The sequence below is a fragment of the Sorangium sp. So ce128 genome, from assembly GCF_051525245.1.
GTDB classification, from domain to species: domain Bacteria; phylum Myxococcota_A; class Polyangia; order Polyangiales; family Polyangiaceae; genus Sorangium; species Sorangium cellulosum_B.
In genome coordinates this window covers 3,517,103-3,543,836 of record NZ_CP150313.1, presented here as the reverse complement: position 1 = coordinate 3,543,836, position 26,734 = coordinate 3,517,103, and the positions used below count along the sequence as shown (strand labels likewise).

Sequence of the window (26,734 nt, the reverse complement as noted above, 5' to 3'; positions counted from 1 at the left end):
GCTCACGGGCCGCTCCCGTAAAGGCGGTGCGCGAGCACGTAGTCCAGCACGGCGCGCGGCACGCGCTGGTGGACGGCCTCGAGATCGCCCGCCGCGAGCGCCCGGCGGATGTCGCTGCTCGAGATCCGAGGGAGCTCCACGTCAGCGGGGCGCAGGTGAGGACGATCATCGGCCGGCTCCGCATCGAGGCGCTCCGCGGCGGGCGCGACGACGCCGGAGCGGCCGAGGACGATCGGCGGGGCGAGCTGCTCGATGCGGTCGAAGCGGTGCCACCTCGGTAGATCGGGGAGCACGTCGGCGCCCACGAGCAGGCGCATCGCCCAGTCCGAGTGCGCCGCGGCGAGGTGCTCCAGCGTGCGCAGCGTGAGGCTCTCGCCGCCGAGATCGCGCTCGACGGGCGACACCGACACGCCCGGGAGCCACCCGAGCGCGAGGTGGCACATCGCCAGACGATGCTCGAACGGCACGAGCTCCTTCGAGAAGGGGTGGCGGTAGACAGGGACGACGAGCACCTCGTCGATCGGCGCGATGGAGATCGCGTAGGTGGCCGCGAGGACATGCGCGACGTGGGGCGGGTTGAAGCTGCCCCCGAAGATGGCGACGCGGCGCGCCTCGGGCGCGCGCGCGGCCGGGGCGCGGGCGGGCGCATCAACCGTGCGAGCCACCTTGAACCCTCAGCCTGGGGCCGGCGGCGGACGGGCCCACGATCTCGCGCGCCGTCACCGCGCCGCTCGCGTTCATCACCTCGATCCGCACGCCGCCCTGCCCGTCGTCGAGGAGCGCCGTGCCGCCGTCGGAGCCGATCGGCCCCGGAGAGAAGAACGTCCGCGAGCCGACCTTCTTGATGAGCGGCTCCGGGCTCTTGCCGAAGACGAGGAGCGACGCCGCCACGATGTCCTCCTCGTCGAGCGCCGCCTTGTCGAACACGAAGAGCGCGACGCGCCCGTCCAGGATCTCGATGGTGCGCCGCCCCGACGGCAGGCTCATCAGCACCCGGAGGCGCAGCCGAGCGCGCTCGGACGCCACGAAGGCGTCGATCTGGTCCGGCGTCGCGGCGGCGCACCGAGCGGCCCGATCGAACAGCGCGCCCTCGGTGGGGTCCGCGCCGACCAGGCGCTGCGCCCAGCCCACGACGACCCGGTCGAGCGCGTCGTCCTCGGCGACGTAGATGACCCGCTCGGCGTGGCCTTCGTCGAGCAGGTGCTGCGCGCCGCGAGCGAGCGCGGGCAGATCACCCTGAGCAGGGCCGAGGACGCCGAGGCGCATCGGACACAGCATAGATCACCGCGCGAAGGTGAGGGCACCTTCTCCACTCCGCCCGCTCTGCGCGCTACCCGCGCCTCGGCTGCCTCCCATTGCCTCCCTTTGCCTCCCATGATTCCCGCGCCGTCCGCGCCTCCCGTGCCTCCCGCGCCTCCCGTGATTGCGCGCCTCCGCGCGTCGGGCTCCTGCCGCCGGCGATCGTCTGTCTTTCCCTGCTCCGGCCTCTCTCCGTCTCTCTCCTCCTGCTTGCTCCCGCGCCCTCCTCTGCCGGCGCGGCGCGCGTCTGCTAGCGTCCGCCCATGTTTCGGCGAGCTCGCGCGCTCCAGCATCCGGTCACCATCACCCTCGACGGGGCGGACGTCCCGGCGGAGCGGGGCGAGCCCCTGGCCGTGGCGCTGATCGCCTCCGGGCGCGTGACGCTCGCGCGGAGCCCGAAGCTGCACCGTCCCAGGGCGCCGACCTGCCTGCGCGGAGGCTGCGACGGCTGCCTCGCGCGGGTCGATGGCGTGCCCAACGTGATGACCTGCCTGCGACCGGCGGCCGGTGGAGAGCGCATCGAGGTGCAGAACGTCGTGGGCTCGCGGCAGGCCGACCTGCTCCAGGTGACCGACTGGTTCTTCCCGCAGGGGATCGACCACCACCACCTGATGGCCGGCGTCCCCGGCCTGTCCGGGGTCATGCAGTCGATCGCGCGCAAGCTGGCGGGGCTCGGGCAGCTGCCGAGCGCGCCGCTCCCCCCCGAGCGCGCCGCGCGGCTCGACGTGGACGCGGCCGTGATCGGCGCCGGGCCCGCAGGCGTGGCGGCTGCGTCGGCGCTCTCGGCGCGCGGCCTCCGCGTGGCGCTGGTCGACGACGGGCTCGCCCCCGGCGGGTCGCTCGCCGGCGCGCCGCGCCGCGCGGCGGAGCTCCTCGCGCGATACCCGCTCGACGGCGTCCGCGTGCTCCGCCGTCACGTGGCCGCAGGCGTTTACCTCGGCGAGCTCCTGGTCGCCGGCGACGCGGGCGCGACCGTGATCAGGGCGCCCGCCAAGGTCTTCGCCACCGGGGCGCACGACGGCGTCGCGGCGTTCCCGAACAACGATCTGCCCGGGGTCTTCTCGGCGCGCGCGTTCTGCCGGCTCCTCGCGTGCGGCGTCGAGCCGACCGGCCCCGTCGCGCTCGCGGGCGAGGGCCTCTGGGCCGACGAGCTCGCGAGCGCCCTCGGCGACCGCCTCGCGGTCCGGATCCCGCTCGCCGCGCTCGCCGCGGTGAACGGGATCTCGCAGGTGAAGAGCGTCACGGTGCGCGACGCGCCGTTCGCCCCCGACAGCCCGACGGGCGACGTCCGGGTCGTGGCCGTCGCGGTGGACGCGCCGGCCGCGCCCGCGTTCGAGGTCGCCGCGCAGGCGGGCGCGCGCGTCGAGATCCACCCGCGCGCGGGGTACGCGGTGCAGGTCGACGCGCGCGGCAAGGCCGGTGACGGCCTGTGGGCGATCGGCGAGTGCACCGGCGCCTCGCTCGATCTCGCCGGCATCGAGCGGGCGGCGACGACCCTCGCCGACGACGTGCTCGCGGCGCGCGGCGCGCCCGCGTGAGCCTGCGGGCGCGCGCGTCGAGATCGACCCGCGCGGCGGCTCAGCCCTCGATGATCAGATCGAAGAGGCCGAGCCCGCCCGCGAGGAACACGACGTCGAACACGCCCATGAGCGCCACGTAGTCGGTGAGCTCGCCGATCGTCGCGCCGCCGAAGAGCTCCCTCGTCCCGGCGACCGCGGCGAGCAATGTGGGCGCGAGCAGCGGGAAGAGCACGCTCGCGAGCACGAGGTCGCGGGCGCGGGTGCGCACGGTCATGGCCCCGAAGAGGGTGCCGCTCGCGGCGATGCCCGGCGTCGCCGCGAGGCAGAAGAGCGCGAGCCCCGGGCCCGTCTTCACGAGATCCACCGCGAAGAGGAGCGCCGCGACCGGGATGATGATCACCTCGACCGCGATCACGAACGCGCAGAGCCCGAGCGCCTTGCCGGCGAAGAGCGCGCTCCTCGCGATGGGCAGCACGAGCAGGCCCGAGAGCGCGCCGTCCTCGCGCTCCCGCTGCCACGTGCGGCTCAGCGCGAGCACCGACGCGAACGCCACGCTCACCCAGATGACCCCGGGCGCGACCCGCTCGGCCGCGTCCTGGCCCGCGTAGAACGCGAGCGACGCGATCACGGCGACGAGCACCGCGAAGAACCCGCTCGTGGTGACGATCTCGCCCGTGGCGAGCTCGATCGCGAGGTCCTTCCGCGCGACGAGCGCCGCCTGGCGCGCCCAGCCGGGCCGGCGCCGGGGGAGCGACGCGCGGACCGTGGGCGCCGTGCTCTCCGAGATCACGGCGCGGAGGTGAGGCTCAGGTACGTCTGGTCCTTGAGCCCTCGCTCGTAGTCGGCGAGGAGGCGCATGCCCTCCGTCGGCTTGAGCAGGTCCTGCTTGATCGCGCCGTCCACCTGGGCCTTCACCTTCCCCACGAGATCGCGGTTGTCGTACTGGGTCAGCGCCAGCACCTCGTGGATCTTGTTCCCGGCGATCGTCTCCTCGATGTAGTACCCGCTCTCCTCGTCCTCATCGAGGAAGACGTGCACCTCGTTGACCCGGCCGAAGAGGTTGTGGATGTCGCCCATGATGTCCTGGTACGCGCCGGTCAGGAAGATGCCGACGTAGTACGGCTGGTCGCCCGAGATCGGGTGCAGCGGGAGCGTGTCCTTCACGTCGTTGAGATCGATGAACTTGCTCACCTTGCCGTCGGAGTCGCAGGTGATGTCGACGAGCGTGCTGTCGACCGCGGGGCGCTCGTTCAGCCGGTGGATCGGCACGATCGGGAAGAGCGCGCCGAGCGCCCAGTGATCGAGCAGCGACTGGAACACCGAGAAGTTGCAGATGTACTGGTCGGCGAGCTGCTTGCGGAGCTCGCCGAGATCGTCCGGCACCTCCTCCGGCTCGAGCGACGACGCGATCTTCTGCATGGCCTCGGCGATCTCCCAGAAGAGGATCTCGACCCGGGCCTTCACGTCGAGGTTGAGGAGGCCGAGCTCGAACATCTTCTGCGCCTCCTCCTTGATCTGGAGGAGGTCGTGCCACGACTCGCCGAGGTTCGGCCCGGAGATGTTGTCCTTGATGTAGAGGAGGTTCTGGATGAGCTTGTGCTCCTCGGTCTGGATGTCGATCGGCGACATCGGCGTCTTCTCGATCGAGCCGAACGCCTGGACGACCAGCACCGAGTGGTGCGCGACGATCGCTCGCCCGGACTCGGAGACGATGTTGGGGTGAGGCACCCGCTCCTCGTCGCAGATGTCGGCGATGTTGTGCACGATGTCGCGCGCGTACTCCTCGACCGAGTAATTCATCGAGGAGTGGAAGGTCGAGCGCGAGCCGTCGTAGTCGATGGCGAGCCCGCCGCCGACGTCGATGTACTCGATGCGCTGCCCCATCTTGCGGAGCTTCGCGTAGTACCGCGTCGCCTCGCGCACGGCGCGCTTGATGATCAGGATGTCCGGCACCTGCGAGCCGATATGGAAGTGGAGGAGCTTGAACGAGGCGCTCATGCCCGCCTCGTCCATGATCCTGCTCGCCGCGAGGATCTCCGCCGTGGAGAGCCCGAACTTCGCGTTCTCTCCGCCCGAGGTCTTCCACTTGCCCGCCCCCTCGGTGAGCAGCCGCACCCTGAGCCCGATCATCGGCTCGACGTTCATCTCCTTGGCGACGCGGGTGATCATGCGCACCTCGGAGAGCTTCTCCGCGATGAGGATCACCTTCTTGCCGAGCTTGCGCCCGATCAGCGCCGTCCGGATGAAGTTCTCGTCCTTGTAGCCGTTGCAGACGATCAGCGACTCGGGGTCGGTATGGACCGACAGGCCGGCGAACACCTCGGGCTTGGAGCCGACCTCGACGCCGTAGTGGTAGGTCTTTCCCGCGTCGAGGATCTCCTCCACGACCTCCCGGAGCTGGTTCACCTTGATCGGGAACACGCCGCGGTAGGTCCCGCGGAACTTGCTCTCGGCGATCGCCCTGTTGAAGGCCTCGTTGAGCGCCCGCACCCGGTGATGGAGGAGATCCTGAAAGCGGATGAGCAGCGGCGTGCGGAGCCCTTGCTCGAGCGCCGCGTCGACGACGTCGCGGATCGCGATCTTGCTGCCGCGCTCCTGGAGCGGCGCGACCGTGAGGTTGCCGTCCGGGCTCACGTCGAAGTAGCCACGACCCCAGCGGTCGATCATGTAGAGCGACTTGGCGTCTTCGGTCGTCCAGACGTCGGTCTCGGTCTCGTGCGCGCTGCTCACGGTCGTTCTCCTTGGCGGGGGCCGCGGCCGGCGGCACCCACACCTTCTCTGGGAGGGCCCCCACGAGGGGGCTTCTGGCTCATCAGGGGGACGTCAGATCGTCGGTCCGACGCAGGACGGCTGGATGCCGCGCGCTGGCGACGCGGCTCATTACGATAGGAACGCCTGACCTTCAAGGGCAGGCAGCCCGGTCACAACCGGCGGGAGGGGGCTCCGAGCAGCGCGCGCTCAGGCCTGGGCCTTCGAGGCCGCCTTCGCCCGCTTCGAGGCCGACTGGTAGAGATCATAGAGGCGCGGGACGGGGTACGCCTCGAGGCGCTTCCTGTACCCCTGGTCCTTCGACCGGTTCAGGACGGTCAACGTCTCGTCGATGAGCTTCGCCCGCGTCCCGAACTTCTCCTTTACAACGCTGAACGTCGCGTGGAGGCGGAGGAGCTTGGCGTTCGAGACGTGATCCAGGCCCTTCGTGCCGCCCCGATCGGAGCTGACGCGCCCGAGCCAGAGGTCCTCGGTCGCGAACCCTTTCACGGCCTCGACGAGCTTCGCCTTGTCGCCGAAGCGCTCCTTCACGATCGCAAGCGGATTTTTGCTGGCCATTGCTGAGACTCCCACGGGCAGGCGAGGCCTGCGCCGGACATGCGCGAGATGACTCGCGCGGCTTTGAAGAGGGGCGCGATCTAGCAGAGCAGGGCAGGGCGCCGCAAGGCCGCGCTGCGGAGGGGCGGCGCCGGCGGCGGTCGAGATCCCGCGTCGCCCGAGTGTCGCCGCTGTGCTGGGCCGCGGATCGTGGTACACGGCGCGCCGATGCTCAACCTGGGGAGCTGGCTCGTGGCGCACGTCGACCGGCTCCGGCCGCTGCAGCCGCCCCTCTCGGACGTCAGCTCCCGCCTCGCCGGGCCCTCGTCGGCCCTGGGGAGCACCGTCCTCAAGGCCCTGTTCCCGGTCGTCGCGTACATCGCGCTCGCGCCCGTCCTCTGGCTCTTCTTCCGGCGCACCTGGCGGGAGCTCGACGTCGAGGCCCACGAGCACCAGCGGCGCACCCTCGCCGCCGGCGGCTACGACCGCCGCCCCGCGGTCCTGTTCACCATCACCGCCGTCGTGCTCATGCTGCAGCAGTACTACGGCGGCCGCGCCGTCTACGACGAGCACATCCGGCCGTGGCTGCGCGAGCTCGAGCTCGCTCAGGCGCTCTCGCCGGGCGGGACGCTGCTGCCCATCTCGATCCGCCGCTACGACGAGCTCTACAGCTACGTCTGGTGGTCGTTCACCCGCGTCTTCGGGTACGTCGCCATCCCGATGGTCGCGTGGAAGGCCTGCTTCCCGAAGGACAGCCTGCTCGACATGGGGCTGCGCGTCCGGGGGCTCGCGAAGCACGCGTGGATCTACCTGCTCTGCCTCGCCGTCGTCGTCCCGGCGGTGTTCGTCGTCGCGAGCGCGCCCGACTTCGGGACCTATTACCCGTTCTACAAGCAGTCCTCCCGCTCCTGGTTCGACCTCATCGCCTGGGAGACGATGTATTTCGCCCAGTTCTTCGCGCTGGAGATCTTCTTCCGCGGCTTCTGGCTCGCCGGCCTGCGGCACACGCTGGGCTCCGGCGCGATCTTCGCGATGATCGTCCCCTACTGCATGATCCACTTCGGCAAGCCGTACCTGGAGGCGGCCGGCGCCGTGGTCGCCGGGATCGCGCTCGGCTCGCTCGCGATGCGCACGAAGAGCATCTACTCGGGCTTCCTGGTCCACGTCACGATCGCGCTGCTCATGGACCTCGTCGCGCTGTCGAACCGCGGCGCGCTGCCGCGATCGTTCTGGGGGACGTGACGTCTTCTGACGTCTTCGCCGGCCGGCCGGCGGCGCGCCCGATGACGCGCCCTCGCGCCCTGGCTCAGCCGAGCGCCCGGGTCAGCTTGCGCATGATCTCCGCCCGGCTTCGGTCACGGATCCCGCGCCGGTAGAGCGCCTCCAGCCCGCCCGCGGCCGCGCGCACCGCGTCGCGGTGCTCGCCGTCCCAGGGGAGCACCGCGAGCCTCCGCCAGAGGATCTTCTCGAGGAGCCGAGGTTTGCGCCTGGCCAGCGCGCCGCTCGCGAGCTCGATGACCCGAGCCGAGGTCGGGTCGGCGCGCATCGCGCGCACGAAGAACCCCACGGCCGCTGTCACGCGGCGGCCGCCGTGCATCGCCTGTACGCCAGCGTCGCACAGGGCCTCGGCCCGCTCGCGCGGGGTCGCCGCGCGCCGCGCGCGCTCCCGCGCGGCCTGCACCTCGGCGCTCAGCGCGTCCCGGCGCCGCCGGGCAGGGCGCATCTTGACGACGAGGAACAGGATGAAGAGGGCCGCAACCCCCGCGAGCACATGCCGCCAGCCGATCTCCATGGCGCCCGCCTTACTACAGCGCCCGGGACGTGCTCACCAGACCGAGCTTCCACGACGGGGGGGCGGCGCGCCGGATCGCCTCACGACGGCGTCCTCGGAATGACGGCGCGTGCCCGAAGCGTTGCTCTCCAATTCAGCTTCCTCCGATTCCACTGGCACGATTTCCGCCGATACGGTGCGGTTTGCGCGAGCGGACGATCGCAACCTATGCTGAACCGAGAGATGCCTGCCCCGTCGACCTCCGGGCCTTCCCTTCGCGTGCCCCTGCGCGCCCTCGCCGCCGCGCTCGGGCTCGCCGTCCTCGCGCTGCACCCGGGCAGCGCGCTCGCCGACATCTTCACGTACACCGACGCGGATGGAACGGTGCACTTCGCGAACCGCCCCACCGGCGACGCGCGGTTCAAGCTGTACATCAAGGGCGACGGGCGCCGCTCCTCGACGACGCGCGCGGGGGTGACGCCCGTCGCGCCGAGCGACAAATCGCTCGAGCGCTTCAGCCGCTACGACGCGTGGATCCGGCAGGCCGCCGCGCTCTATCAGATCCCCGAGGAGCTCGTCCGCGCGGTGATCAAGTGCGAGAGCGACTACGATCCACGGGCCGTCTCGCCCGTCGGCGCGCAGGGGCTGATGCAGCTGATGCCAGAGACCGCGCTCCGCATGCAGGTGCGCGACGCGTTCGACGCGCGAGAGAACATCTTCGGTGGAACGCGGTACCTGCGCATCCTGGCCAACCTCTTCAACGGAGATCTCGATCTCACCATCGCCGGCTACAACGCCGGTGAAGGGGCGGTCATGAGGCACGGCGGCATCCCGCCGTACGAAGAGACCCAGGCCTACGTGACGCGCGTCCGGACCTACTACGCGCGCTACCGCACCACCCGCGACACCACGGTCGCGTCGATCGAACCCTGACCGGCTCGCGCGCCCGCCAACCGCGAGCGCGCTCGCCAACCCCCCGCCCGCCCGCCGGAGGCGCCGCTCGGCGACAAGCGGCGCACATCGCCCCCGACCGGGGTACCGCGATGCTACGCTCCCAGGAACCGCTGCCGCAGCCTCTCCCGGGCAGGCCCCGAGACGCGTAGGCGCAGGCACGCGGCCATCCCTCGACGCTCTCTTTGCTCCGCGCGAGCAAGGGTCCACGACATGACGACCACCTCGAGCCTCATCGAACTCAGCAAGCGAAGCCACGACATCGCGCCCCTCAAGCCGCCGGTGGACCCGGCGTCCCTCCAGCACGCGAACCTGCTCGAGCTGCCCGATTTCCGGAGGATCCCGGCCTACGCCGACGTGACCGACGAGCAGTTCATGGACCACCGGTGGCAGGCGAAGAAGTCGATCACCCGCCCCGACAAGCTGCTCGACACGCTGCGCGGGATGGTGTCGGACGACTTCATCCGGGACGCGACCGAGGGCTTCGCGCGCGCGCCGATGAGCGTCCGGGTCTCGCCGTACATGCTCTCTCTGATCGACTGGAACGATCCGTACGGCGATCCGCTCCGTACGCAGTTCATCCCGCTGGCCTCGCGCTTCCTGCCGGATCACCCGAAGCTCGGGCTCGACTCGCTGCACGAGCGCGCGGACGCGCCCGTCCCCGGGCTGACGCACCGGTACGCCGACAAGGCGCTCTTCCTGCCGCTCGACACGTGCCCCGTGTACTGCCGCTTCTGTACGCGCAGCTACGCGGTGGGCATCGACACGGAGGAGGTCGAGAAGACGCACTTCAAGGTCGACGAGGAGCGCTGGAAGCGAGCGTACGCGTACATCGCGTCGCGCCCCGAGCTGGAGGACATCGTCGTCTCCGGCGGAGACGCGTACAACCTGCGGCCGGAGCAGCTCGGCGCGATCGGCGAGACGCTGCTCAGGATGCCGAACATCCAGCGCATCCGCCTCGCCACGAAGGGCCCGGCCGTGATGCCGCAGAAGATCCTGACCGACGACGAGTGGATCGACGCGGTCACGCGCACGGTCGAGCTCGGCCGGAAGCTGCACAAGGAGGTCGTGATCCACACGCACTTCAACCACCCGAACGAGATCACGGGCGTCACCCGCGACGCGATGAACAAGCTCTTCGAGCGGGGGATCACGGTCAGGAACCAGTCCGTGCTGCAGCGCGGGGTGAACGACACGCCCGAGACGATGAAGCTGCTCGTGAAGCGCCTGGGGCACGTGCACGTGCACCCCTACTACGTCTACATCCACGACCTCGTCCGCGGCGTGGAGGACCTCCGGACCACGCTGGCGACCGGGCTCACGATCGAGAAGTACGTGCGCGGCTCGACCGCCGGGTTCAACACGCCGACGTTCGTCGTCGACGCGCCCGGCGGCGGAGGCAAGCGCGACGCGCACTCGTTCGAGCACTACGACCGCACGACCGGGATCTCGGTGTTCGAGGCGCCGAGCGTCAAGCCGGGGCAGCGGTACACGTACTTCGATCCGATCGATCAGCTGCCGGCCGAGGGGCGCGCCCGCTGGGCGGACCCGGCGGAGCACCAGAAGATGATCGACGAGGCGCTCCAGGCCTCGCGCTGAGGCGGGCCAGCTCCGCGGGTCAGGGATCCCACCCGGGATCGCTGGACTGCGGAGCTAGGCCTCGGCCGGCGACGGCGGCTCCTCGTAGCGAGCGAGCGCGCCGGCGAGCTCACGCTTCACGCGGTCCACGAGGTCGGGCGGCTCGACGACGCGCGCGGTCTCGCCGAAGCCGAGGACCCACGTCGCGAGCTCCGTCATGTCGCCGATGAGCATCGTGAGCCGCACGCCGCCGCCGGACAGCGGAGTGATCTCCTGAGACGGATGCACCTTGCGCGTCCGCACGAACTCGGTGACGCGCTCGTCGAAGTCGATCACGACGCGCCGGGGCTCGCCCCCGCGCCAGATGCCAAACTGGCCCTGGAAGTAGTCGTCGATGGAGAAATCCGGGGGCAGCTCGAACCGCTCGGTGACCGCGCACTCCGTGTCGCGCATGCGATCGAGCAGGAACGTGCGCACCTCGCCGCGCCCCACGTGGAGGCCCACGCAGTAGATCGCGTCCTTGTAGAGGACGAGCGCGTACGGGTGGATGAGCACCCGCTCCTCGCGCCCGTCCCGCGAGCGGCGGTAGCGGCACCGCAGGGGGCGCAGGTCGGCGACGGACTGGAACAGGTCGTCGAGCTCCTCGGTGCGCGCGGCGTAGTCCTTCGGGGCGAACGGGAGATAGAGGAAGCGCTCCTCCAGCCGCGCGTCGGCGACGCCGGCGTTCGGCCCGCGCCCGGGCCTGCGCGCGACGCCGAGGAGGCGCTGCGCAGCGAGGTCGATCTCCTCGAACAGGGTCGAGCCGCGCATCGGCTCGAACAGCCGGCGGGCGGCGAGCAGGGCGTACGCCTGCGTCCGCCGCACCTCGACGCGCCGGGGCGCCTCGCTCGGAGACAGCCGCCAGAGGCGAGGGCCCCCGGGGCGCGTGGCGACCGACACGAGATCGAGCTCGCGCTTGACCTCGACAAGGTAGCGCCGGAGCGAGCGCGGCGTGACGTTGAGCTCGCGCGCGAGATCGTAGATCGTCAGGCCGGCAGGGTGCTTCTGCAGCAGGCTGCGCAGCGAGTCGAGCCGCCGGTGCTGCGTGAACGGGCCGCGCGGCCGGCCGCGCTGCGCGCCGCCCCGCGCGTCGTCCTCGTCGTCGTCGTCGTCGTCGTCCGGCGGAGGAGGCCTCTTCGAGGCGGCCGCAGGAGCACCCGCGTCCGCCCGCGGAGGGCCCGCTGGAGGGCGCACGCTCGGCGCGGACGGGGCCGCTGGAGGGCGCACGCTCGGAGCCGCCGTGCTCGATCGGACGTCGAGGGCCGCTTCGTCCCCGGTGAGCCGCGGCGCCGCGCCCGCGCGCGGCTTCGAGGGTGGCGTCGCGCCGCTCGAGAACGGGTCGGCGGTCTGGCCGGCGCGCGGGCGCGGAGCAGCCGCTGCCCCGCTCGATTTGCCGGCCCCTCGCGCGCGGGTAGTAGACGACGAGGTGGCAGGCGCATGGGCACCCCCAGGGCCTGTGCGAACAGCGCGCGCCATCAGCTCAGCGCTCTATCGCATCACCCCCTCCCGTCCAAGATGTTTGTCCCGCGCCCTGCCGACCGAGCAGCGATCGCCGGCCGGGCGCGCGGCGGCGACGCTCGCCGCTCGCGGCGCTCCAGGAAGCGGCGCTCAGCGCTCGCCACGGCGCCGTGAGCCCGCGAAAATGTCGCTGGGTTACGGGAATTTCGCCGCGGTGAGCCGCGGGGACGCAGCGGCGAGCGGCGTGAACCGGAGCGGATCCGCCGTGCCGCCGGCGGGCGGCTCACCAGGGACGATCGCGCATCGTCTTCTTGTACTGCTCCTTGTAGAGGTCGTGGCACTGCTTGCAGCTCGCCTTCGCGCCGTCGACGTCGCCGGCCTTCGCCTTGGCGATGCCAGCCTTCGTGATCGCCACCCAGCTGCCCATGCCGGGCGGCGGCTTGCCGGCCACGTACTGCAGCGCCGTCGCGATCTTCGCGGCGTCGCCGCTCGAGGTCGCGGAGGCCATCGTGCTCTTCATCCAGGCCTGCATTGGGCACATCTTCTGGCCCTTCGCCCCGCACTCGAACTTCTTCTCGCCCGCCTGCGCGGCGCCGGTCGACGCTGGTCCCGCGGCCGCGGCGGCAGACGCAACGGCCGTCGCCTTCGGCGCGGCCGTCTCCGCCGGCGCGGCGGTCGCCACGGCCGTCTCCGCCGGCGCGGCCGACGCAGCGGCCGTCGGCTCGGCGGTCGCCGCGGCCGGCACGGCCGCCGTCGCCGCCGGCGCGGCCGTCGTCGCCGCAGGGGCGGCGCTCTCGGTCGGCTTGCCCTCGGCCACCGCTCCGGGGGCCGTCGCGTCGCTCCCCTTGCTATCGCAGCCGAGCGTGGCGAAAGACAGGCTCGCGAGCAACAGCGCGAGCGGCGTGATCGTTCTCCTCATGCAGTCTCCTTGGGTGATGAACGGAAGCGCTCCTGACGAGCGCGAGGCCGAGGGATGCGTGCCGCGGTCCTCTGTGCGCCGCGCAGTGTAATCGGGTCGCCGTCCGTCCGCTGCGGTCGCGCGCCTCGGTCGGGGCGCCATTCCTCGAAGCGCCGCGTCCCCACAGCGCCCTCGCCAGGGGCGCCGCCGAGGCCCCCCCATCGGGTGATCGGGCGCCGCGCCCCGACGTGCCCCGGAGCGGCGCCTGCCCTACCGCCCTGCGCAGCGCTTCACTCCCGCGTGCCGGGCGTCGAGGCAAACGTCGACCACTGGAAGTTGTCGAGGAGGGCCACGGAATCGTTCCAGGGATCGCCGGTGTCCCAAAGTACGAAGCGCAGCTCCATGATCTCACCCGGGGTGACATTGCCGTTCATGACCAGCCATCCGGTCCCGCCGCCCGCGAGCTCGCTCGATCCGCACCAGCCAGGGTCACCGCCGACCTGGGCGGGCGGCCTCGTGGCATCGAACCCCGTCCCGCGGAGCTGGGTGATGCTCGTGCAGGTGGTCGTCGTTCCGGGGGTGGCGCCGCCGCCGCACCCGGTCGGCCCGTTCACGCACTGGGTGAAGAGCCCGGTGTCGCCGAACGCGAGGTTCGTGCCCAGCGGGTAGACCGGCGCCCCCGCGGGCGGCGGGTCATAGAAGGCGAGGTTCCCGTCCGCAGGGTTCGCCGCCTCGCCTGGAAAGGGCTCGAACGTCGAGTCGAGGAGCGCCAGAAAGAAGTCGTTGAACCGGCTGCACACCCACTCCGGATACTCGGACGAGAGGAAGAACGTCGAGACGCTGAACGCGCTCGCGTTCGTCGGCACGCGGACGCGCAGCTTCAGCATCACGGGATCGAAGGCCGTCGCGCCGCCCTGCGGGTCAGGGCACCCGGGCGCGTTCGGGAGGTTGTCGCCGTTCGCGTCGAGCCAGTCCGCGGGCACCCTGCTCGACGTCCCCATGTCCTGACCGCCCTGGAACGGGGCGAAGCTCGGCCTCGTGTTGTTCGGCGCCGCCTCGGCCGCGGCGACGCCGGTCGAGAGCACCGCGAGCCGCGCGCCCCGGAGCGGCGTGATGCCGGACCCGAAGCCCTGGCGGATCGATCGCTGGGCCGCGGCCGGCGCGCTTGCGCCGTCGGCGCGGTGGAAGCTCGCGGAGAGGACACCCCACGTGCGCTGCGAGCGCGACGGTGGGCTCGCCGTCGTGGTGACGCAGAGGTCGATCGCCTTCGCATAGTCGAGCGCGGTCGGCGAGTCGCTCGTGAGCCCGGCGTCGCAAGGCGCGGTGTTGTCTGCCACGCCGTCGCAGTCGTCGTCGATCCCGTTGCCCGCCACCTCGAACGCTCCGCGGTTCACGAGGGCCGGGGTGCCGCACCCGTCCGACGGGGAGTCGCAGCAATCGCCGTCGCAGATCGTCCACCCGTCGCCGTCCTGATCGGGTGGGTTGTCGACGGCACCGTCGCAGTCGTTGTCGACATCGTCGGCGCACACGTCGAGCGCCGGCAGCACCTGGTGGAGGCATGGCCCCCACGAGAGGCCGCTCGGCCTGCAGGTGGAGACCCCGGGGGCGCAGGGAGCGACCCCTTCGGTACCCGGCGATCCCTCGTAACACACCCTCGTGTCGCCCGGCGTGCACGAGCAGGGCCCGCGCTCTGCTTCGTCGTGCTCGCACCCGTCCGCCGGGTCGTGGTTGCAGTCGAGGAACCCGTCCTCGCAGTCGGTGAGCGCGCACGCTCCCGAGGCGCAGGCGATCCCGGCGTGCGAGAGCTCCGGACAGGCGCGACCGCAGGCGCCGCAGCTCAGCGCGTCCGTCAAGAGATCCCGACAGACACCATCGCAGCATGCCGCGCCGCTCTCACACGGGTGCGCCGCCGAGCAGCCCTGAACGCACTCGCCCTCTCCGGTGCACAGCGCGCCCGGGGGACAGTCGCCGTCGACGATACAGGCAACACAGGCGTGCTTCGCTGGATCGCAGGTGAGCGGAGCTGCGCAGTCGGACTCGTCTTCACAGCCCGAAAGGCAGCGCTTCGCCTCGGGATCACAAACCTGACCGGGCGGGCACGCCAGAGGGCCAGGCAGACAGGCCACGCAGTCGCCCGTCTCCCGGTCGCACAGCGGGGCGCTCGGGTCCGCGGCGCAATCGGCCGGACAGCCGGAAGCGCCCTCGCCTCCGGCGCCTCGCGGGGTGTCGGGGCCTGCCGCGCCGGCGCAGGACGGCGCCACGCCGGACGCCAGCGCGAGCCCGACCACGGCGGCAAGCCCTCCGCTCCAGGCCAGCGGGCGGCGACGGACTGCGCGGGTTCTGGTCGACATCGGCAAGCGGCTCCCCTCCTCGGCGCGACGCACCCGAGGGGTGGCCGACCGCAAGGATCGTAGACTACCCGGTCGGTGCCTGGAACGACGGCAGATCGGCGGGGATGAGGCGTCTCGCCTGAACGTCACGTCATCGACGCGCCCCCTGCGACCACGGCGCGCTTCGCGACGCGCGACACACGACAGCGGCGCGCTCGGCCGCGCCGAGCGGAGGTGCGACCGGGGCGTCGCTCAACGCGTGTGCTCGTAGAGCGTGAAGGCGCCATCGCGCTCGATCCGGCGAAACGAGGGGTGCGCCGCGGTGAACACCGGCTTATCCGGCCGCTCGTTCCGGAGGATCACGTAATCGTACGCGACGCCATGGACATCCGGCTTGAACCACTCACCGCGGTTCGACGGCGGCGCGGGGAGGCGACGCTTCAGCGTGAAGGGGAAACCCACGTTGTGCCAGCCGTCCGCGCTGAAGCCCCCGTGCATGATCTGCACCCACGAGGAGAAGTGGTTCGTGCCCTCGATGATCAACGATTCATCGGTCCGTGGAGGCAGCGTCAAGAAGAGGACCTCGGCGCCCGGCGGGATGCGCGCCACCATCCGGGCGAACGGCGCGACGCGCTCGTCGAAGCGCGCGTATTTCTCCGAGAGGTGGAGCGGCAGCACGAGCGCGGCCGCCACGGCGGGGGCCATCAGGAGGCGCGAGCGGCCCTGGAGCGGCGCCGTGATGGCCAGGAAGCCGAAGAAGCAGATGAACGGCGAGAAGCGCCCGCTCACGAACCACCAGTCGAAGGGGCGAGCCAGGTGCAGCGGCACGAGAAAATAGCAGATCGCCATCGCAGCGCAGAGGGCGAGAGAGCGATGGCGGTGCAGCCGGTCGAGAAGCGGGCCGGCAGGCGCGGCTGGCTCGCGCGCGGGAAGGCCGCGGCCAAGGAGGAAGCGCCGGGCGATGCGCGCGACGCCAGAGAGGCCCAGCAGCGACGCCACCGCGAGGAGCACCCAGAAGAGCCGGGTGTCGAGATCGCCCGATACCGAGTCGAGCGTGTACTCGGGGAACGATCGGAGCATCTCGTGCCATGGCACCCAGACGCCCTGGAACCGCGGGCCGCTCCGCAGATCGACCATGGGGCTCTTGAAGGCGACGAGCTGCCACAGGACGAGCGCGACGGCGGGCGCGAAGAGCGGCAGCGCGACGGCGATCCGCGACCACCGGGGCAGGTGGCAGAGCATCAGCACGGCGACGCAGACGTAAAAGCCGAAGAGGATCAGCGGATGGCTGAGGCCGCAGCCGACGCTGAGCAGCGCGACGGCAGCCCCGCGCAAGGGGCTCGGCCGATCGAGGTAGGCGTCGAGCGCGAGCACGCCGGCGAGCAGCAGCGCGACGCCGACGAGGAACGGCAGGAAGCCGCACGCCCAGGAGAGGGTGAAGGCCAGCGGGAAGGTGAGGACCGAGAGCCAGGGGCTGCGCCGCGTCCGGCGCGCCCAGCCGAGCGCCGCCGCGGGGATGGCGAGCACATACCCGGAGAGCACGACGCGATTCGCGTTCTCGAGGCCGACGCCATAGGCGATCACGTGCGTCAGGATGTGATAGGCGCCGTAGGGGGCCGGACGGAGGCTGAGCTCGTAGAAGTCCCTGAAGCGCGTCCACGGCTCATCGAAGCTGTGCCAGATATGGACGGCCGCGAGGTGGTTCGGCAGATCGAGCAGCGGCAGGAACCGCACCCGCCATATCGGCACGATGGCTGCGACGGCGAGGAGCACGAACGTCGCGATGAACGCCCTGTCGCAGGGCCAGCGATTCCCGCTCCCGACCGCGGGAGGCGCCTCCGCGCCGGGAGATGGAGGCGGCGGGGCGGCGGACGCGCTGGCCCGGGGCGTGGGATCGCTGTCGGACGGGCTCGAACCGGGCATTTCCATGAGAAGTGTGGCGCTCCCCTTCTCTCCGCTGCTGCGCGAGGAGCGGGTAGGCCGCGAGCGTTAGCACAGCGCGCCGCGCGGATTGCAGCGCCGCGTGTCTTCCTCTAGTTTCCCGGGCACCTCGCCGGGTGGACACGGCACGAGGTGACGACCACTGGCCAGCCGGAGCGGCACGGGGCGCTCCACGCAGCCCTCCAGGAGACCCGAATCCATGAGGCACCTCGCTCGCGTCGCAGGCGGCGCCGCAGTCCTGCTCGCCGCCGCCACGCCGCGCGCGCAGGAGCCCGGGCCCGCGGCAGAGGAGCCCGCCGCCGCGGTCGCGAGCCCTGGCGACGCGCAGGCAGAAGGGGTCGAGGCGGCCGCCGAGCCGGGAGGCGCAGCGGCGCCGGCCGCTCGGCCGAGCGCGCCTGCGCGGGAGCCGCGGCCGCGCGAGGCGCCAGCGCCCGCCTCTCCGGCGCCCGCGAGCGGCGACCGCGGCGACCTCTTGCCGCCGGGCTTCCGGGAGCGGGTGCGGGTCGCGCTCGGGCCGCTCGAGATCGCGCCGATCGCGCTGCTCGCGCTGCAAGCCGCGCCCTACGTGGGCGACGACGCGCTGGGCCAGGCCGGCGACAGCGCCGAGCAGCCCGGCTTCCGGCTGCGCCGGGTCCGCGCCGGGCTGCGCGGCGACGTCGCGGGGCTCGTGCGGTTCGCCATCTCGACGGAGCTCGCCGGGGACGACGAGGGGACGGCGCGCATCCACGAGGCGTGGGCCGGCGTCACGGCGGCGCGCGCGCTCGAGGTGATCGCGGGCGCGCGCACCGTGCCCTTCTCTCGCTCGGCGATGACCGGCGCCGGCGACGGCGCCCTCGCCGAGCGGCCGCTCGCCGTCCGCGCGATCGCCCCGTTCACGCAGGTCGGGATCCAGGCCGAAGGGCACTTCCAGGACCGCGCCTTCAGCTGTCACGCGGGCGTCTACAACGCCTTCCAGCGCTCGGATCAGTTCTACGCAGGTCCCTCCGAGAGCCTCGCTCCCCTCGGCAACCGCTTCGAGGGGATCGCCGTCGCCGGCCGGGTCGCCACCGAGCCGCGGGGCCCGCTCGGCCGTACGCTCCAGGACGTCGCCCGCTCGCCCTTCCGCCTCGGGGTCGGCGCCGACGGCTTCTTCAGCGACGGCGGCGCGCGCACGCTCTACGGCGCGAGCGCCGATGTCCTGATGCACGCCGCGGGGCTTCACGCGCTCGGCGAGGTGCTCTGGACCGGGGCGAGCCCCAAGGCGGTGCCCACCCAGCCGATCGCGCAGATCACCTCGGTCTCGTCGCTCGCGCTCGTCTTCGAGGCAGGCTACATGCTCATCGCCCGGAAGCTCGGTGTCTCGGGTCGCGCGGAGTGGATCGACCCCAACCTGGATATCGACGATGAAGGGGACAACCTCGTGCTCACCGGCGGCGCGAGCTACCACGCGTACGACGATCTGGTGAAGGCGCAGCTCGAATACACGCACCGGGAGGAGCTCGGCGGGCTGTCGAGCTCGAACGACGTGCTCCTCCTGCAACTCCAGCTCTCGCTGTAGGAGAGAGCTCTGTGCGGCGAACCCACCGCTGGCTCACCCGGGTAGCGCTCGTCCCGCTCGCCGCCGCCGCGCTCGCCGCCCCCGCGCTGCCGAGCTGCGGGGGCGATCGGCTGCTCCGCGCCAAGCGGATAGAGCAGCGCGCCGAGCTCGTCGGCGGCCCGGTGGCGATGGCGGACATAGGCGACTTCCTCCTCGAGAACGACCAGATCCGCGTGGCGATCCTGGGCGGGCGGGACTCGCCTGGGCCGGGGATCTTCGGCGGGGCCGTGGTCGACGTCGACCGGCGGCGCGGCCGGATCGGCGAGGAGGGCGGACAGGGGCGGGACCGGTTCGCGGAGATGTTCTCGCTCGCCAACCTCATCGTGCCCGACCCGACGGCGACCGACGTCTCCGTGCTCGCGGACGGCTCCGACGGCGCAGAGGCCGGGATCCGCGTCGAGGGAGACGGCGAGTTCCTGTTCGAGGCGATAGGCCTGCTCCGGGCGCAGGAGGATCTGCTCGGCCTCTTCTTCCCCGGCGTCCGCTCCAGGATCCGCTTCCGGACAGACTACCTCCTTCACCCGGGCGATCGGTTCGTGACGGTGCGCACGGTCCTCCTGCTCGACGACAGGCCGCCGCCCGGCTGCGAGCCCCAGAGGAGCTGCGAGCCGTGCCCGAACGGGTATCGGCAGGATCCGGGCGGCTGCCTGACCTGCGCGTGCAGCGACGTCCTGCCGCTGGACAACGCCACGGCCCCGGTCTCGGTGTTCGGCGGCGTCCTCGGCGATCCGCCGGAGGCCGCGCAGGAGGCGTCGTCGCGCCGCGCCGGCATCGTCGCCGGAGATTTCGTGTTCTTCGGCAACCAGAACGACGTCTTCGCGCCCGGCGCGGGCTTCGACGAGGACACGGCGGTCCAGGACGCCTGGAACGCGGGGCGGAACTCCTTCCAGGCGCCGCTCACCTTCGATTTCGTGGCCGCGACGGGCGGCGACGTCAGCTACGGCTACTTCACGAAGGCAGCGGAGGGCGCGGCGCCGCCTTTGGTCAACGTGCCCCTCTTCGCGAGCGCGGCGACGGCGTTCGTGTCCGCCAGCCGATCGTGCCTGTTCAACGAGGAGGACGACGCGGCGTGCGACGCCCACCGCGCGTTCAGCTACGAGCGCTACCTGGCCGTGGGCGACGGAGACGTCTCGAGCGTGACCGGCGTGATGCACCGGCTCCGCGGGACCGCGACCGGCGCGGTCAGCGGCCACGTGCTGTGGGAGGACACCCTCGAGGCCGCGCCGAACGCCCGGGTGTTCGTCTTCGCCGATCCCGATCCCACGCGGCCCTTCGCCTCGCTGGACGAGCTCGTGGCGGCCAACCGGGAGGCGCGCGGCGACGTGGGCCTCATCGACGAGATCGACGCGGATCTCGGCCTCGACCCGTCCGAGGACGGCGATTTCCGCGGCGCCCTGCCGCCCGGAAGCTACCTGCTCGTGGCGAGGAACGCGGCGGGGACGGCGATGTCGGCGCCCATCCGGGTGAGCCTGCGGGCGGGACAGGAAGCCGTGGTGTCGCCGCGCCTCCCCGCGCCGGCACGGGTGCGCTACCGCGTCGCGGACGAGGCGGGCCAGCGGGTGCCGGCCAAGCTCGCCTTCGCCTCGCTCGACGAGGCGGGGCGGAGGCTCCCGGGCGACGGCCGGCGCAGGGTCTACCTCGGCGACGGCCGGCTCGGGAACGGCAACCGCGCCGTCGAGATCACGGCCACCGGCGAGGGAGAGGTCGAGATCGAGCCGGGGCGATACCAGATCACGGTGTCGCGCGGCATCGAGTACGGCATCTACGTGGAGCGTGACGTCACGCTCGCGCCGGGCCGCACGTTGCAGCTCGACGCCACGCTCGTGCGCGAGGTCGACACGAGGGGGTGGATGTCGGCCGACATGCACCTCCACTCCGAGCCGAGCTTCGACAGCGGCATGGCGCTGCCGCGGCGGGTGGCCACGGTGGCGGCGGAGGGCGTGGAGCTCGCGGTGTCGACCGACCATGACGTCGAGACGGACTACCAGCCGACAGCGCGCGCGCTCGGGCTCGCGCCTCACCTCGCCACGGCGATCGGGGCGGAGATCACCACGCTGGAGCAGGGGCATTTCATCGGGTTCCCGCTCGAATACGACGAGCTCGACGTCCCGGGCCACGGGGCGCACGACTGGACGTGCGAGCCCGGCGGGGCGATCCTCGACGCCCTCCGGGCCTCCGGCGACGGCACCGTGGCGCCGCTGACGATCGTCGCGCACCCGCGCGACGGCTTCTTCGGCTACATCGACCAGCTCGGCGTCGACACCTACACGATGGGCCGGACGCCGACGTTCCTCGAGGAGAACAACCCCGTCTTCCGGACCGCGAGCTGCGCGTTCGACGCGATGGAGGTCATCAACGGCAAGCGGTTCGATCTGGTGCGCACGCCGAGCGTGGCCGAGGTCGTCGACTGGAACCGCTGCCTCGCGCGGCTGAACGCCGCCGGGAGCGCCGCCGAGATCGAGGCCGCGTGCCCCGAGGCGGCGGGCTGGCTGCGCGCGCCGTGCGCGGCGACGTCCGCGCCGGGCGGCGCCCCCGGCGCAGGCGCGGCTGCCGCCGCTTTGGCCGTTTCCGATTGCAAGCGCCGCGCCCGCACCGAGCTCGCGTGGGCGCTGATGAAGCGCATCCTCGCCCGGACGCCCGACGAGCAGGCGAACAACTGGGGCTTCTCCGGAACGACCTCCGACAGCCAGGAGCTCTGCGGGCCCGCGGCGCTCGGCGGCGATCCGGTCCCCGAGGACGCGCGCGACGCGCCGTGCACGTACCGCGCGGGCCAGGTGGACGATTATTTCCGCTACCTCGATCGGGGCTTCGCCCCGGCGCAGATCGCCAGCAGCGACAGCCACGACGGGTCGAAGGAGCCGGGCTTCCCGCGGACCTATTTCCGGAGCGCGACCGACTCCCCGGCCGCCCTCGAGACGCCGGCCGCGGTCGAGAGCTTGCGGGGCGCGCACGCCTTCGCGACGTACGGCCCCTTCATCCGCGCGACGATCCGCGGCAAGACGTATGGTGAGGTGGCGGCGGCGAGCGCCGGAGAGTCGCTCGAGCTCCTGTTCGATGTCCAGACGGCGAGCTGGTTCGGCGTCGATCGGGTGGAGATCTACCTGAACGGCGGGATGGTCCGCTTGCTGGAGCCGGCCATGCCGCCGAGCGCGATCGTGGACGTGCGCGGCAAGGTCACCTTCACGGCGCCGGATCGCGACTCCTGGGTGGTGATCATCGCCATGGGGCTCGAGGACAGGAACCTCATGAGCCCTGTCTCCCTGGACGTCCCCTTCGGTGAGATCCAGCTCTCGCGGCTGGCCGGCGACGCGTTCGGCCGGATCCCCGCGCTCAGCGCCCTGTTCGCGCCCACGCCGACGGTGCCCGACTGGTCGCCGGTCCCGCCCTATGCGATCACGAACCCGATCACCATCGATGTCGACGGCAACGGCCGCTACGACGCCCCGCTGGCGAGGCCCGATTTCTGCTCTCGTCCCTGCGATCCCGGCGCCCTCGATCCGGAGCAGTGTCCCGCGGAGCAGGTTTGCCTGACGGAAGAGGCGGTCTGCGGCTTTCCGATCCCCGGCAAGTGCGACCATCGTCGCCCGGCGCCCACGCACCGCGACGACTGAACGCCGATCCCCGGGAGCGCGCTTGCGTGGGACGCGCCCGCGTGGCCGGGCCGAACCCGGCCGGCGCTCAGGAGATGACGTTTGCGTGCACATGCCGGGGCACGTGCACGCAAACGTCGCTTGATCTCGGGGGGGAGGATCGGCCAGCCGCTCCAGCTGGAGCTTACCGGCCCTCGATCGTCTGCGACTTGATATGGAACTCGACGCGCCGGTTGCGCTGCCGGCCTTCGGGCGTGTCGTTGGACAGGAGCGGCCGGCGGGAGCCATAGCCGACGGAGGTGAGCCGCTCCGACTGAACGCCCTTGTTGATCAGGTAGACCCTGACCGCGATGGCGCGGTTGTGCGCGAGCCGGTCGTTGTAGTCGATGGTGCCCTGGTTGTCGGTGTGCCCCTCGATGCTGAGCAGCTTGATCTCGGGGTTCGCCTTGAGCAGGCGCACGACCTCGTCGAGGATCGGATAGCTCTGCGGGAGGATCCTGGAGCTGTCGAACTCGAACTCGACCTGCTTCATGATCTCGATCTCGGCGGAGCCCGTGATCCTGCGGATGTAGAAGGGGCAGCCGTTCTTCTCCGGGTCTTCGACGACGACCTGCCCCGGCTCCTTCGGGCATTTGTCCGTGGCGTCGGGGATGCCGTCCTGATCCGCGTCCTCCTCGGGGCAGCCGTCGCGATCGTCGATGCCGTCCTTGTCCTCGGGGTCGTCCGGGCACTTGTCGACGACGTCGGGGATGCCGTCGCCGTCGCGGTCGGGCATGTCCGGACATCCGTCGCTCGGCTTGGGCTGCTTGCCGTCCTCGGGGTCCTCCGGGCAGAGGTCGATGACGTCGGGGTAGCCGTCGCCGTCGGTGTCCTTCTCCGCCGTGATCACGTAGTTGAAGCCGGGCGAGCGGGCGTCGGAGTCGGCGATGCCGAACGAGCCGCCGACGAGGGCGACCCCCCGGAAATCGGGCGCGTAGCCGCCGCTCATGCGGGTGCCGACGCCGGCGCCGACGTAGACCGCCTTGTCCTTGGTGAGGAACATCTTGCTGTTGAGCTGCCACTCGATGGGCGAGGCATCGAGCTCGCCCGCGGTCTCCTTGAGGAGGCCGAACGAGCCGAAGATCTCGGCCCCGAGGCGGAGCTTGCCGTCGAGGAGCGGGACGTAGCCGCCGACGCCGTACGTGAGCTCGCTGCCCACGACGAGCTCGTTGAGCGCCACGCGCGGCCGGATGGCGACGCCGGTGTTCAGGGTGACGAAGAAATCCTTGAAGTCGTACTCGGCGCCGAGGCCGAACGAGCTGCTCACGCCCCGGTCGCCGGCGAACGAGTACGTGTTGCCGATGGGCACGAAGACCGCGCCGGTGACGCCCAGCCGGAAGCGGCGCTCGTCGAGCTCCAGGGCGATGAAGCGCGCGTCGACCCGGAGGTCCATCGGGGTGGCGGTCTTCAGGTCGACGCTCTGGTTGAGGCCGAGCTCGCGGTGGTAGGTCTGGTTGCCGTCCTGGAACAGGACGATGGGGAACGCGACCTGGAGGGCGCCGCGGCCGAGGATCTCGACGCCCGCGTTCAGGTAGGTGATGAGCTGCGAGGTGACGGGCCCGTCGCCCTCGATCCGCTCCTCGATGGCGAGGTTGTCAACGTAGTTGTCGTCGCGGAGCGGGTGGACCGACATCCCCAGCCCGAGCTGCCCGAAGAAGCGCGTCCGTTCCCCCATGTGCGGGCGCCAGACGCCGATTCCGTCGTCGGGGGCGCCGGCCATCCTGAGGCGATCGAGGTAGAAGGTCCGGTCCTGCGCGCGGGCGGCGGAGGGCGCCAGCGCGGCGAGGGCCGGTGCGGCCAGGGCCGCTGCGGTCAGCGCGCAGCGAAGGCGCGACGGGCGTCGCGGCGCACGGCCCGGCAGGTTTCGTCGATCCATCACGGTGAGCTGTCCTCCAAGCAACGCTCGAAAAACGAGGTTGACGCGGGCGTTCCGCCGCATGCGGGCCGGCGTCCGGGCGGGAGACTACTCGGCCCGGGGGAGGATGTCTCCTGGGTCGAACCAGGAGGTGCGAGGACCGCCGCGGAAGCGGGCGGCTGTGTCCGGGGCGCGCGGGGTTGAGGCGGCGGGCTGGCGCGCGGTGCTACCGCGCCCTCGGCACGGTATGTAGCGTGGGCCGCGTGGCGACGGTGAAAAAGCGGCGAACGGGCTACGGCGCGGGTGCACGGATGGCTCCCTGGCAATTGCGGCCGGGATGACCAGCTGCGGCCTGGTGCTCGGGCTTGACGACTTCAAGGACGCTCCGCGGGCGGGTGCTGGGGAGGCGGAGCTGGCGGCGACAGCGCCTCGAGCTCGGGCGCCGGGGGTTGCGCGCACGACGAGCGCGACTGCGTCGGCGATACGCCCCATTGACGTCCGGTACGGCAGTCGCCCTGGGACCGCCCTTCACTCCTCGATCTGGGCTCGGACACGGGGTTCGCAGGGCAGAGATGCAGGACGCCGGCGGGGGAGTCCACTGCCGCGTCAGCTAGTTGGCAATGGGTGGAATCTCGACCTCATTGATGGGCAGGAACCCAGCACCGGCAGGGTAAGCGTAAGAAACACGATAGTTTTGCTGAATCGCGCCCCACCCCCATACCGTGACCCCGAAGGGAAGATCGCTCCGCATCTCGTGCCGGCCATTGGCACAATCACCTATCGGCTCGAAGTTCCCCGTGGTAATATCGACGATGGTGTACTCGTAGTCTCCGTCTCCGATCGGTGTCCACCCAGTAAGCTTGCCTGCGCAGTCCAGCTCGACGTCGGCGAACTCGTTATTCACCCTAGAACGGGTACGGACGACGACGAGGCTCGTCTCGGGGTAGGTCGGATCTGTGAAGAACACATAGTAATCCAGGAATTGAGACGGCGGGACCACATTGACCCAATCCGGATCGCCGATGTTCGTGTATGCGCTACCGCCGGTCATGTACTGACCGACATAGAACGGATGATTCACGTCCTGGCTCTTGACGATAAAAGGCCCGCCACTGTCGAACTGATACACTTCACCGAGCTTGACGGTATCCGGCGCGCCCTCTGGTTTGGACGGCTCCCAGGTGAGCTTCGTATCGTCCACCATGCCTACGATCCGCCAGGGCGGCGACTCCTCGCGATCCGCGATGCGGTTCCGGTAGCGGACCGACACGTACTCGCTCCCGGTAGCCCGAACCGGCGCGATTTGCTGTTGACCTGAATCGCAGTCGGCGACACCGTTCGGCACGACCATGCAAGCATGGGCTCCGAAGAGGCCGATGGGCTTCGTCGACTCGATAGGGCTGCCAGTCAGCTCATCCGCCTGGGTGATCTGCAGGAATTCACCGGCGTTCAACCGGTAAGTCTTCGCCACACCTTGTTCGGCTCCCTCTACACCGGTGCTCTCCTGAATATTCACCTTCGGCAAGATGGTCACATCCGTCTCGTCCTGATGGGCAACGATGGCCAGCGAGGGAAACGCACCGCGGTAGGCGGCCGAGTCCGATGACGAGTAGCCGTTGATGGCAACGTAGTTGGTGTGCCAGGCGCTGGTCGGCAGGAGCAAGGTCGCGGAGGTGATGGCGGCCTGCCCTCCGCCGTAGGGCAGCATCTGATAGGCTACGACTGGATAGTCGGTCGTGATGTGAAACGCTGCTCCGCGACCGGTGCCATCGACACCAGTCTCCTCATCCAACGCGCCCGGTTCAGGGCAATCAACGACGCTCGATCCCGCAGAGAGCCTCGAGAGGAACAGGACAGCGACCTCTCCGACGCCGAGCCCAGCGACCGGATCGTAGGGCTTATACTGGATGTCTTCGATGGAACCTTGCCCCTCCGGAATGTAGGCGAAGTTCTCTACATCAAGCGGCTGCCCACCGCGCTCAACATTGATATGGACCGGCAGCTCCCACGTGTTGGCGACAATCGCGGAGAAACAGGCCCCCTGAGCGGTCGGCCGGAGGGCCGTCTTGAGCGCCCAATAGTCGCATCCGTACGAGCTCTTCGACCTCTCCGCCGCCTCGCACGGGTTGGGCACGCACTCCGCGTTGACGCAACCCTCGTCAGGCTTGCACTCCTCGATCGTCGCGCCATTGCAGCTGATGACCTTCTTCAGATCGTTGGAGCACGTGTACTCGCACCGCCCCCCCTCCCCGAAGGTCCCCGTGCTCCCCCCCTCCCCGCCCGCGCCGCCGGTGCCGCCGCCGCCGCCGCCGGTCCCGGTGGGGCCCGAGCCGGAGCCGGTGAGCCCTTGGCGGTACGAGTCCGTGCACGCGGCGAACGAGCCCGTCACACCGGCTGTCGCTGCAAGTAACCCCACAATCGCGTGTCGACGGTATCTAGCCATGTTCGCCATCTCCACAGGGCTCCTTCCCCCACAAGCATCCTGAAAACTTCGCGCCTGCGAGCGTAACACGGTTCGTCCGCCGTGGGGAGGCCCGCGAAAGCGTTCGCATTTTTTCGGGGGTGCCGCGAGAGCGGGTTGCA

Annotated in this window: 18 protein-coding genes; 6 read left to right on the top strand and 12 right to left on the bottom strand. The window is 71.1% G+C overall.

The features are described from left to right. Nucleotides 1-2: 2 nt before the first annotated feature. Both nadD and WME82_RS13820 read right to left on the bottom strand, forming a co-directional pair. On the bottom strand, nucleotides 3-665 hold the full coding sequence (gene nadD, locus WME82_RS13825) for a nicotinate (nicotinamide) nucleotide adenylyltransferase (protein ID WP_437871269.1): 663 nt from the start codon (nucleotides 663-665) through the stop codon (nucleotides 3-5). After that, nucleotides 649-1,266 (bottom strand): hypothetical protein, encoded by a 618-nt coding sequence (locus WME82_RS13820; protein ID WP_231864811.1) that lies wholly within the window; start codon nucleotides 1,264-1,266, stop codon nucleotides 649-651. Before WME82_RS13820 ends, nadD begins: the two co-directional genes overlap by 17 nt. 296 nt (nucleotides 1,267-1,562) lie before the next feature. On the opposite strand from WME82_RS13820, the gene WME82_RS13815 reads away from it, so the two are divergent. Further along, on the top strand, nucleotides 1,563-2,837 hold the full coding sequence (locus tag WME82_RS13815; protein ID WP_438043223.1) for a (2Fe-2S)-binding protein: 1,275 nt from the start codon (nucleotides 1,563-1,565) through the stop codon (nucleotides 2,835-2,837). A 40-nt stretch (nucleotides 2,838-2,877) separates the two neighbouring features. Here WME82_RS13815 and WME82_RS13810 read toward each other — a convergent pair whose 3' ends face one another. From WME82_RS13810 to WME82_RS13800, 3 genes are all read right to left on the bottom strand, one after another. Then, entirely contained in the window at nucleotides 2,878-3,609 is a 732-nt protein-coding gene (locus tag WME82_RS13810) for a heme exporter protein CcmB (protein ID WP_437745909.1), read from the bottom strand. Beyond that, on the bottom strand, nucleotides 3,606-5,549 hold the full coding sequence (gene speA, locus WME82_RS13805) for a biosynthetic arginine decarboxylase (RefSeq protein WP_438043222.1): 1,944 nt from the start codon (nucleotides 5,547-5,549) through the stop codon (nucleotides 3,606-3,608). Before speA ends, WME82_RS13810 begins: the two co-directional genes overlap by 4 nt. Nucleotides 5,550-5,777: 228 nt before the next feature. Then, nucleotides 5,778-6,146 carry a hypothetical protein gene (locus WME82_RS13800; RefSeq protein WP_012235084.1) on the bottom strand — a complete coding sequence of 123 codons (369 nt, stop codon included), beginning with the start codon at nucleotides 6,144-6,146 and terminating at the stop codon, nucleotides 5,778-5,780. 207 nt (nucleotides 6,147-6,353) lie between these two features. On the opposite strand from WME82_RS13800, the gene WME82_RS13795 reads away from it, so the two are divergent. After that, nucleotides 6,354-7,367 carry a CPBP family glutamic-type intramembrane protease gene (locus tag WME82_RS13795; RefSeq protein WP_438043221.1) on the top strand — a complete coding sequence of 338 codons (1,014 nt, stop codon included), beginning with the start codon at nucleotides 6,354-6,356 and terminating at the stop codon, nucleotides 7,365-7,367. Nucleotides 7,368-7,431: 64 nt separating this feature from the next. Here the strand turns inward: WME82_RS13795 and WME82_RS13790 are convergent, their stop codons facing one another. After that, nucleotides 7,432-7,917, bottom strand: a complete 486-nt coding sequence (locus tag WME82_RS13790) for a hypothetical protein (RefSeq protein ID WP_438043220.1) — start codon at nucleotides 7,915-7,917, stop codon at nucleotides 7,432-7,434. Between the two features lie 207 nt (nucleotides 7,918-8,124). Here WME82_RS13790 and WME82_RS13785 point away from each other — a divergent pair, with 207 nt between their 5' ends. After that, nucleotides 8,125-8,829 (top strand): transglycosylase SLT domain-containing protein, encoded by a 705-nt coding sequence (locus WME82_RS13785; protein ID WP_437745905.1) that lies wholly within the window; start codon nucleotides 8,125-8,127, stop codon nucleotides 8,827-8,829. A 231-nt stretch (nucleotides 8,830-9,060) separates the two neighbouring features. Continuing rightward, nucleotides 9,061-10,446, top strand: a complete 1,386-nt coding sequence (locus WME82_RS13780) for a KamA family radical SAM protein (RefSeq protein ID WP_437871264.1) — start codon at nucleotides 9,061-9,063, stop codon at nucleotides 10,444-10,446. 54 nt (nucleotides 10,447-10,500) lie between these two features. Here the strand turns inward: WME82_RS13780 and WME82_RS13775 are convergent, their stop codons facing one another. The 4 genes from WME82_RS13775 to WME82_RS13760 form a co-directional block, all read right to left on the bottom strand. Further along, on the bottom strand, nucleotides 10,501-11,658 hold the full coding sequence (locus tag WME82_RS13775; RefSeq protein ID WP_438043219.1) for a helix-turn-helix transcriptional regulator: 1,158 nt from the start codon (nucleotides 11,656-11,658) through the stop codon (nucleotides 10,501-10,503). A gap of 547 nt (nucleotides 11,659-12,205) precedes the next feature. Then, nucleotides 12,206-12,841, bottom strand: a complete 636-nt coding sequence (locus tag WME82_RS13770) for a hypothetical protein (RefSeq protein ID WP_438043218.1) — start codon at nucleotides 12,839-12,841, stop codon at nucleotides 12,206-12,208. A gap of 269 nt (nucleotides 12,842-13,110) precedes the next feature. Then, nucleotides 13,111-15,171, bottom strand: a complete 2,061-nt coding sequence (locus WME82_RS13765; protein WP_438043217.1) for a MopE-related protein — start codon at nucleotides 15,169-15,171, stop codon at nucleotides 13,111-13,113. A gap of 231 nt (nucleotides 15,172-15,402) precedes the next feature. Beyond that, nucleotides 15,403-17,079 carry a hypothetical protein gene (locus WME82_RS13760; RefSeq protein WP_438043216.1) on the bottom strand — a complete coding sequence of 559 codons (1,677 nt, stop codon included), beginning with the start codon at nucleotides 17,077-17,079 and terminating at the stop codon, nucleotides 15,403-15,405. 211 nt (nucleotides 17,080-17,290) lie between these two features. On the opposite strand from WME82_RS13760, the gene WME82_RS13755 reads away from it, so the two are divergent. Both WME82_RS13755 and WME82_RS13750 read left to right on the top strand, forming a co-directional pair. Beyond that, a complete protein-coding gene (locus WME82_RS13755; protein WP_438043215.1) occupies nucleotides 17,291-18,628 on the top strand; it encodes a porin in 1,338 nt (445 codons plus the stop codon). Between the two features lie 11 nt (nucleotides 18,629-18,639). Further along, nucleotides 18,640-22,278 carry a PHP domain-containing protein gene (locus tag WME82_RS13750; protein WP_438043214.1) on the top strand — a complete coding sequence of 1,213 codons (3,639 nt, stop codon included), beginning with the start codon at nucleotides 18,640-18,642 and terminating at the stop codon, nucleotides 22,276-22,278. 163 nt (nucleotides 22,279-22,441) lie between these two features. Here the strand turns inward: WME82_RS13750 and WME82_RS13745 are convergent, their stop codons facing one another. Both WME82_RS13745 and WME82_RS13740 read right to left on the bottom strand, forming a co-directional pair. Beyond that, a complete protein-coding gene (locus tag WME82_RS13745) occupies nucleotides 22,442-24,172 on the bottom strand; it encodes an OmpA family protein (RefSeq protein ID WP_438044888.1) in 1,731 nt (576 codons plus the stop codon). 589 nt (nucleotides 24,173-24,761) lie between these two features. Continuing rightward, on the bottom strand, nucleotides 24,762-26,603 hold the full coding sequence (locus WME82_RS13740) for an IgGFc-binding protein (protein ID WP_438043213.1): 1,842 nt from the start codon (nucleotides 26,601-26,603) through the stop codon (nucleotides 24,762-24,764). Nucleotides 26,604-26,734: the final 131 nt, after the last annotated feature.

Bases quoted from the DNA above. Each gene is read 5' to 3' on its own strand.
- WME82_RS13820 (WP_231864811.1), bottom strand. From the start codon at position 1,266: ATGCGCCTCGGCGTCCTCGGCCCTGCTCAGGGTGATCTGCCCGCGCTC.
- WME82_RS13815 (WP_438043223.1), top strand. From the start codon at position 1,563: ATGTTTCGGCGAGCTCGCGCGCTCCAGCATCCGGTCACCATCACCCTC.
- WME82_RS13800 (WP_012235084.1), bottom strand. From the start codon at position 6,146: ATGGCCAGCAAAAATCCGCTTGCGATCGTGAAGGAGCGCTTCGGCGAC.
- WME82_RS13795 (WP_438043221.1), top strand. From the start codon at position 6,354: ATGCTCAACCTGGGGAGCTGGCTCGTGGCGCACGTCGACCGGCTCCGG.
- WME82_RS13790 (WP_438043220.1), bottom strand. From the start codon at position 7,917: ATGGAGATCGGCTGGCGGCATGTGCTCGCGGGGGTTGCGGCCCTCTTC.
- WME82_RS13785 (WP_437745905.1), top strand. From the start codon at position 8,125: ATGCTGAACCGAGAGATGCCTGCCCCGTCGACCTCCGGGCCTTCCCTT.
- WME82_RS13780 (WP_437871264.1), top strand. From the start codon at position 9,061: ATGACGACCACCTCGAGCCTCATCGAACTCAGCAAGCGAAGCCACGAC.
- WME82_RS13770 (WP_438043218.1), bottom strand. From the start codon at position 12,841: ATGAGGAGAACGATCACGCCGCTCGCGCTGTTGCTCGCGAGCCTGTCT.
- WME82_RS13765 (WP_438043217.1), bottom strand. From the start codon at position 15,171: ATGTCGACCAGAACCCGCGCAGTCCGTCGCCGCCCGCTGGCCTGGAGC.
- WME82_RS13760 (WP_438043216.1), bottom strand. From the start codon at position 17,079: ATGGAAATGCCCGGTTCGAGCCCGTCCGACAGCGATCCCACGCCCCGG.
- WME82_RS13755 (WP_438043215.1), top strand. From the start codon at position 17,291: ATGAGGCACCTCGCTCGCGTCGCAGGCGGCGCCGCAGTCCTGCTCGCC.
- WME82_RS13745 (WP_438044888.1), bottom strand. From the start codon at position 24,172: ATGGATCGACGAAACCTGCCGGGCCGTGCGCCGCGACGCCCGTCGCGC.
- WME82_RS13740 (WP_438043213.1), bottom strand. From the start codon at position 26,603: ATGGCGAACATGGCTAGATACCGTCGACACGCGATTGTGGGGTTACTT.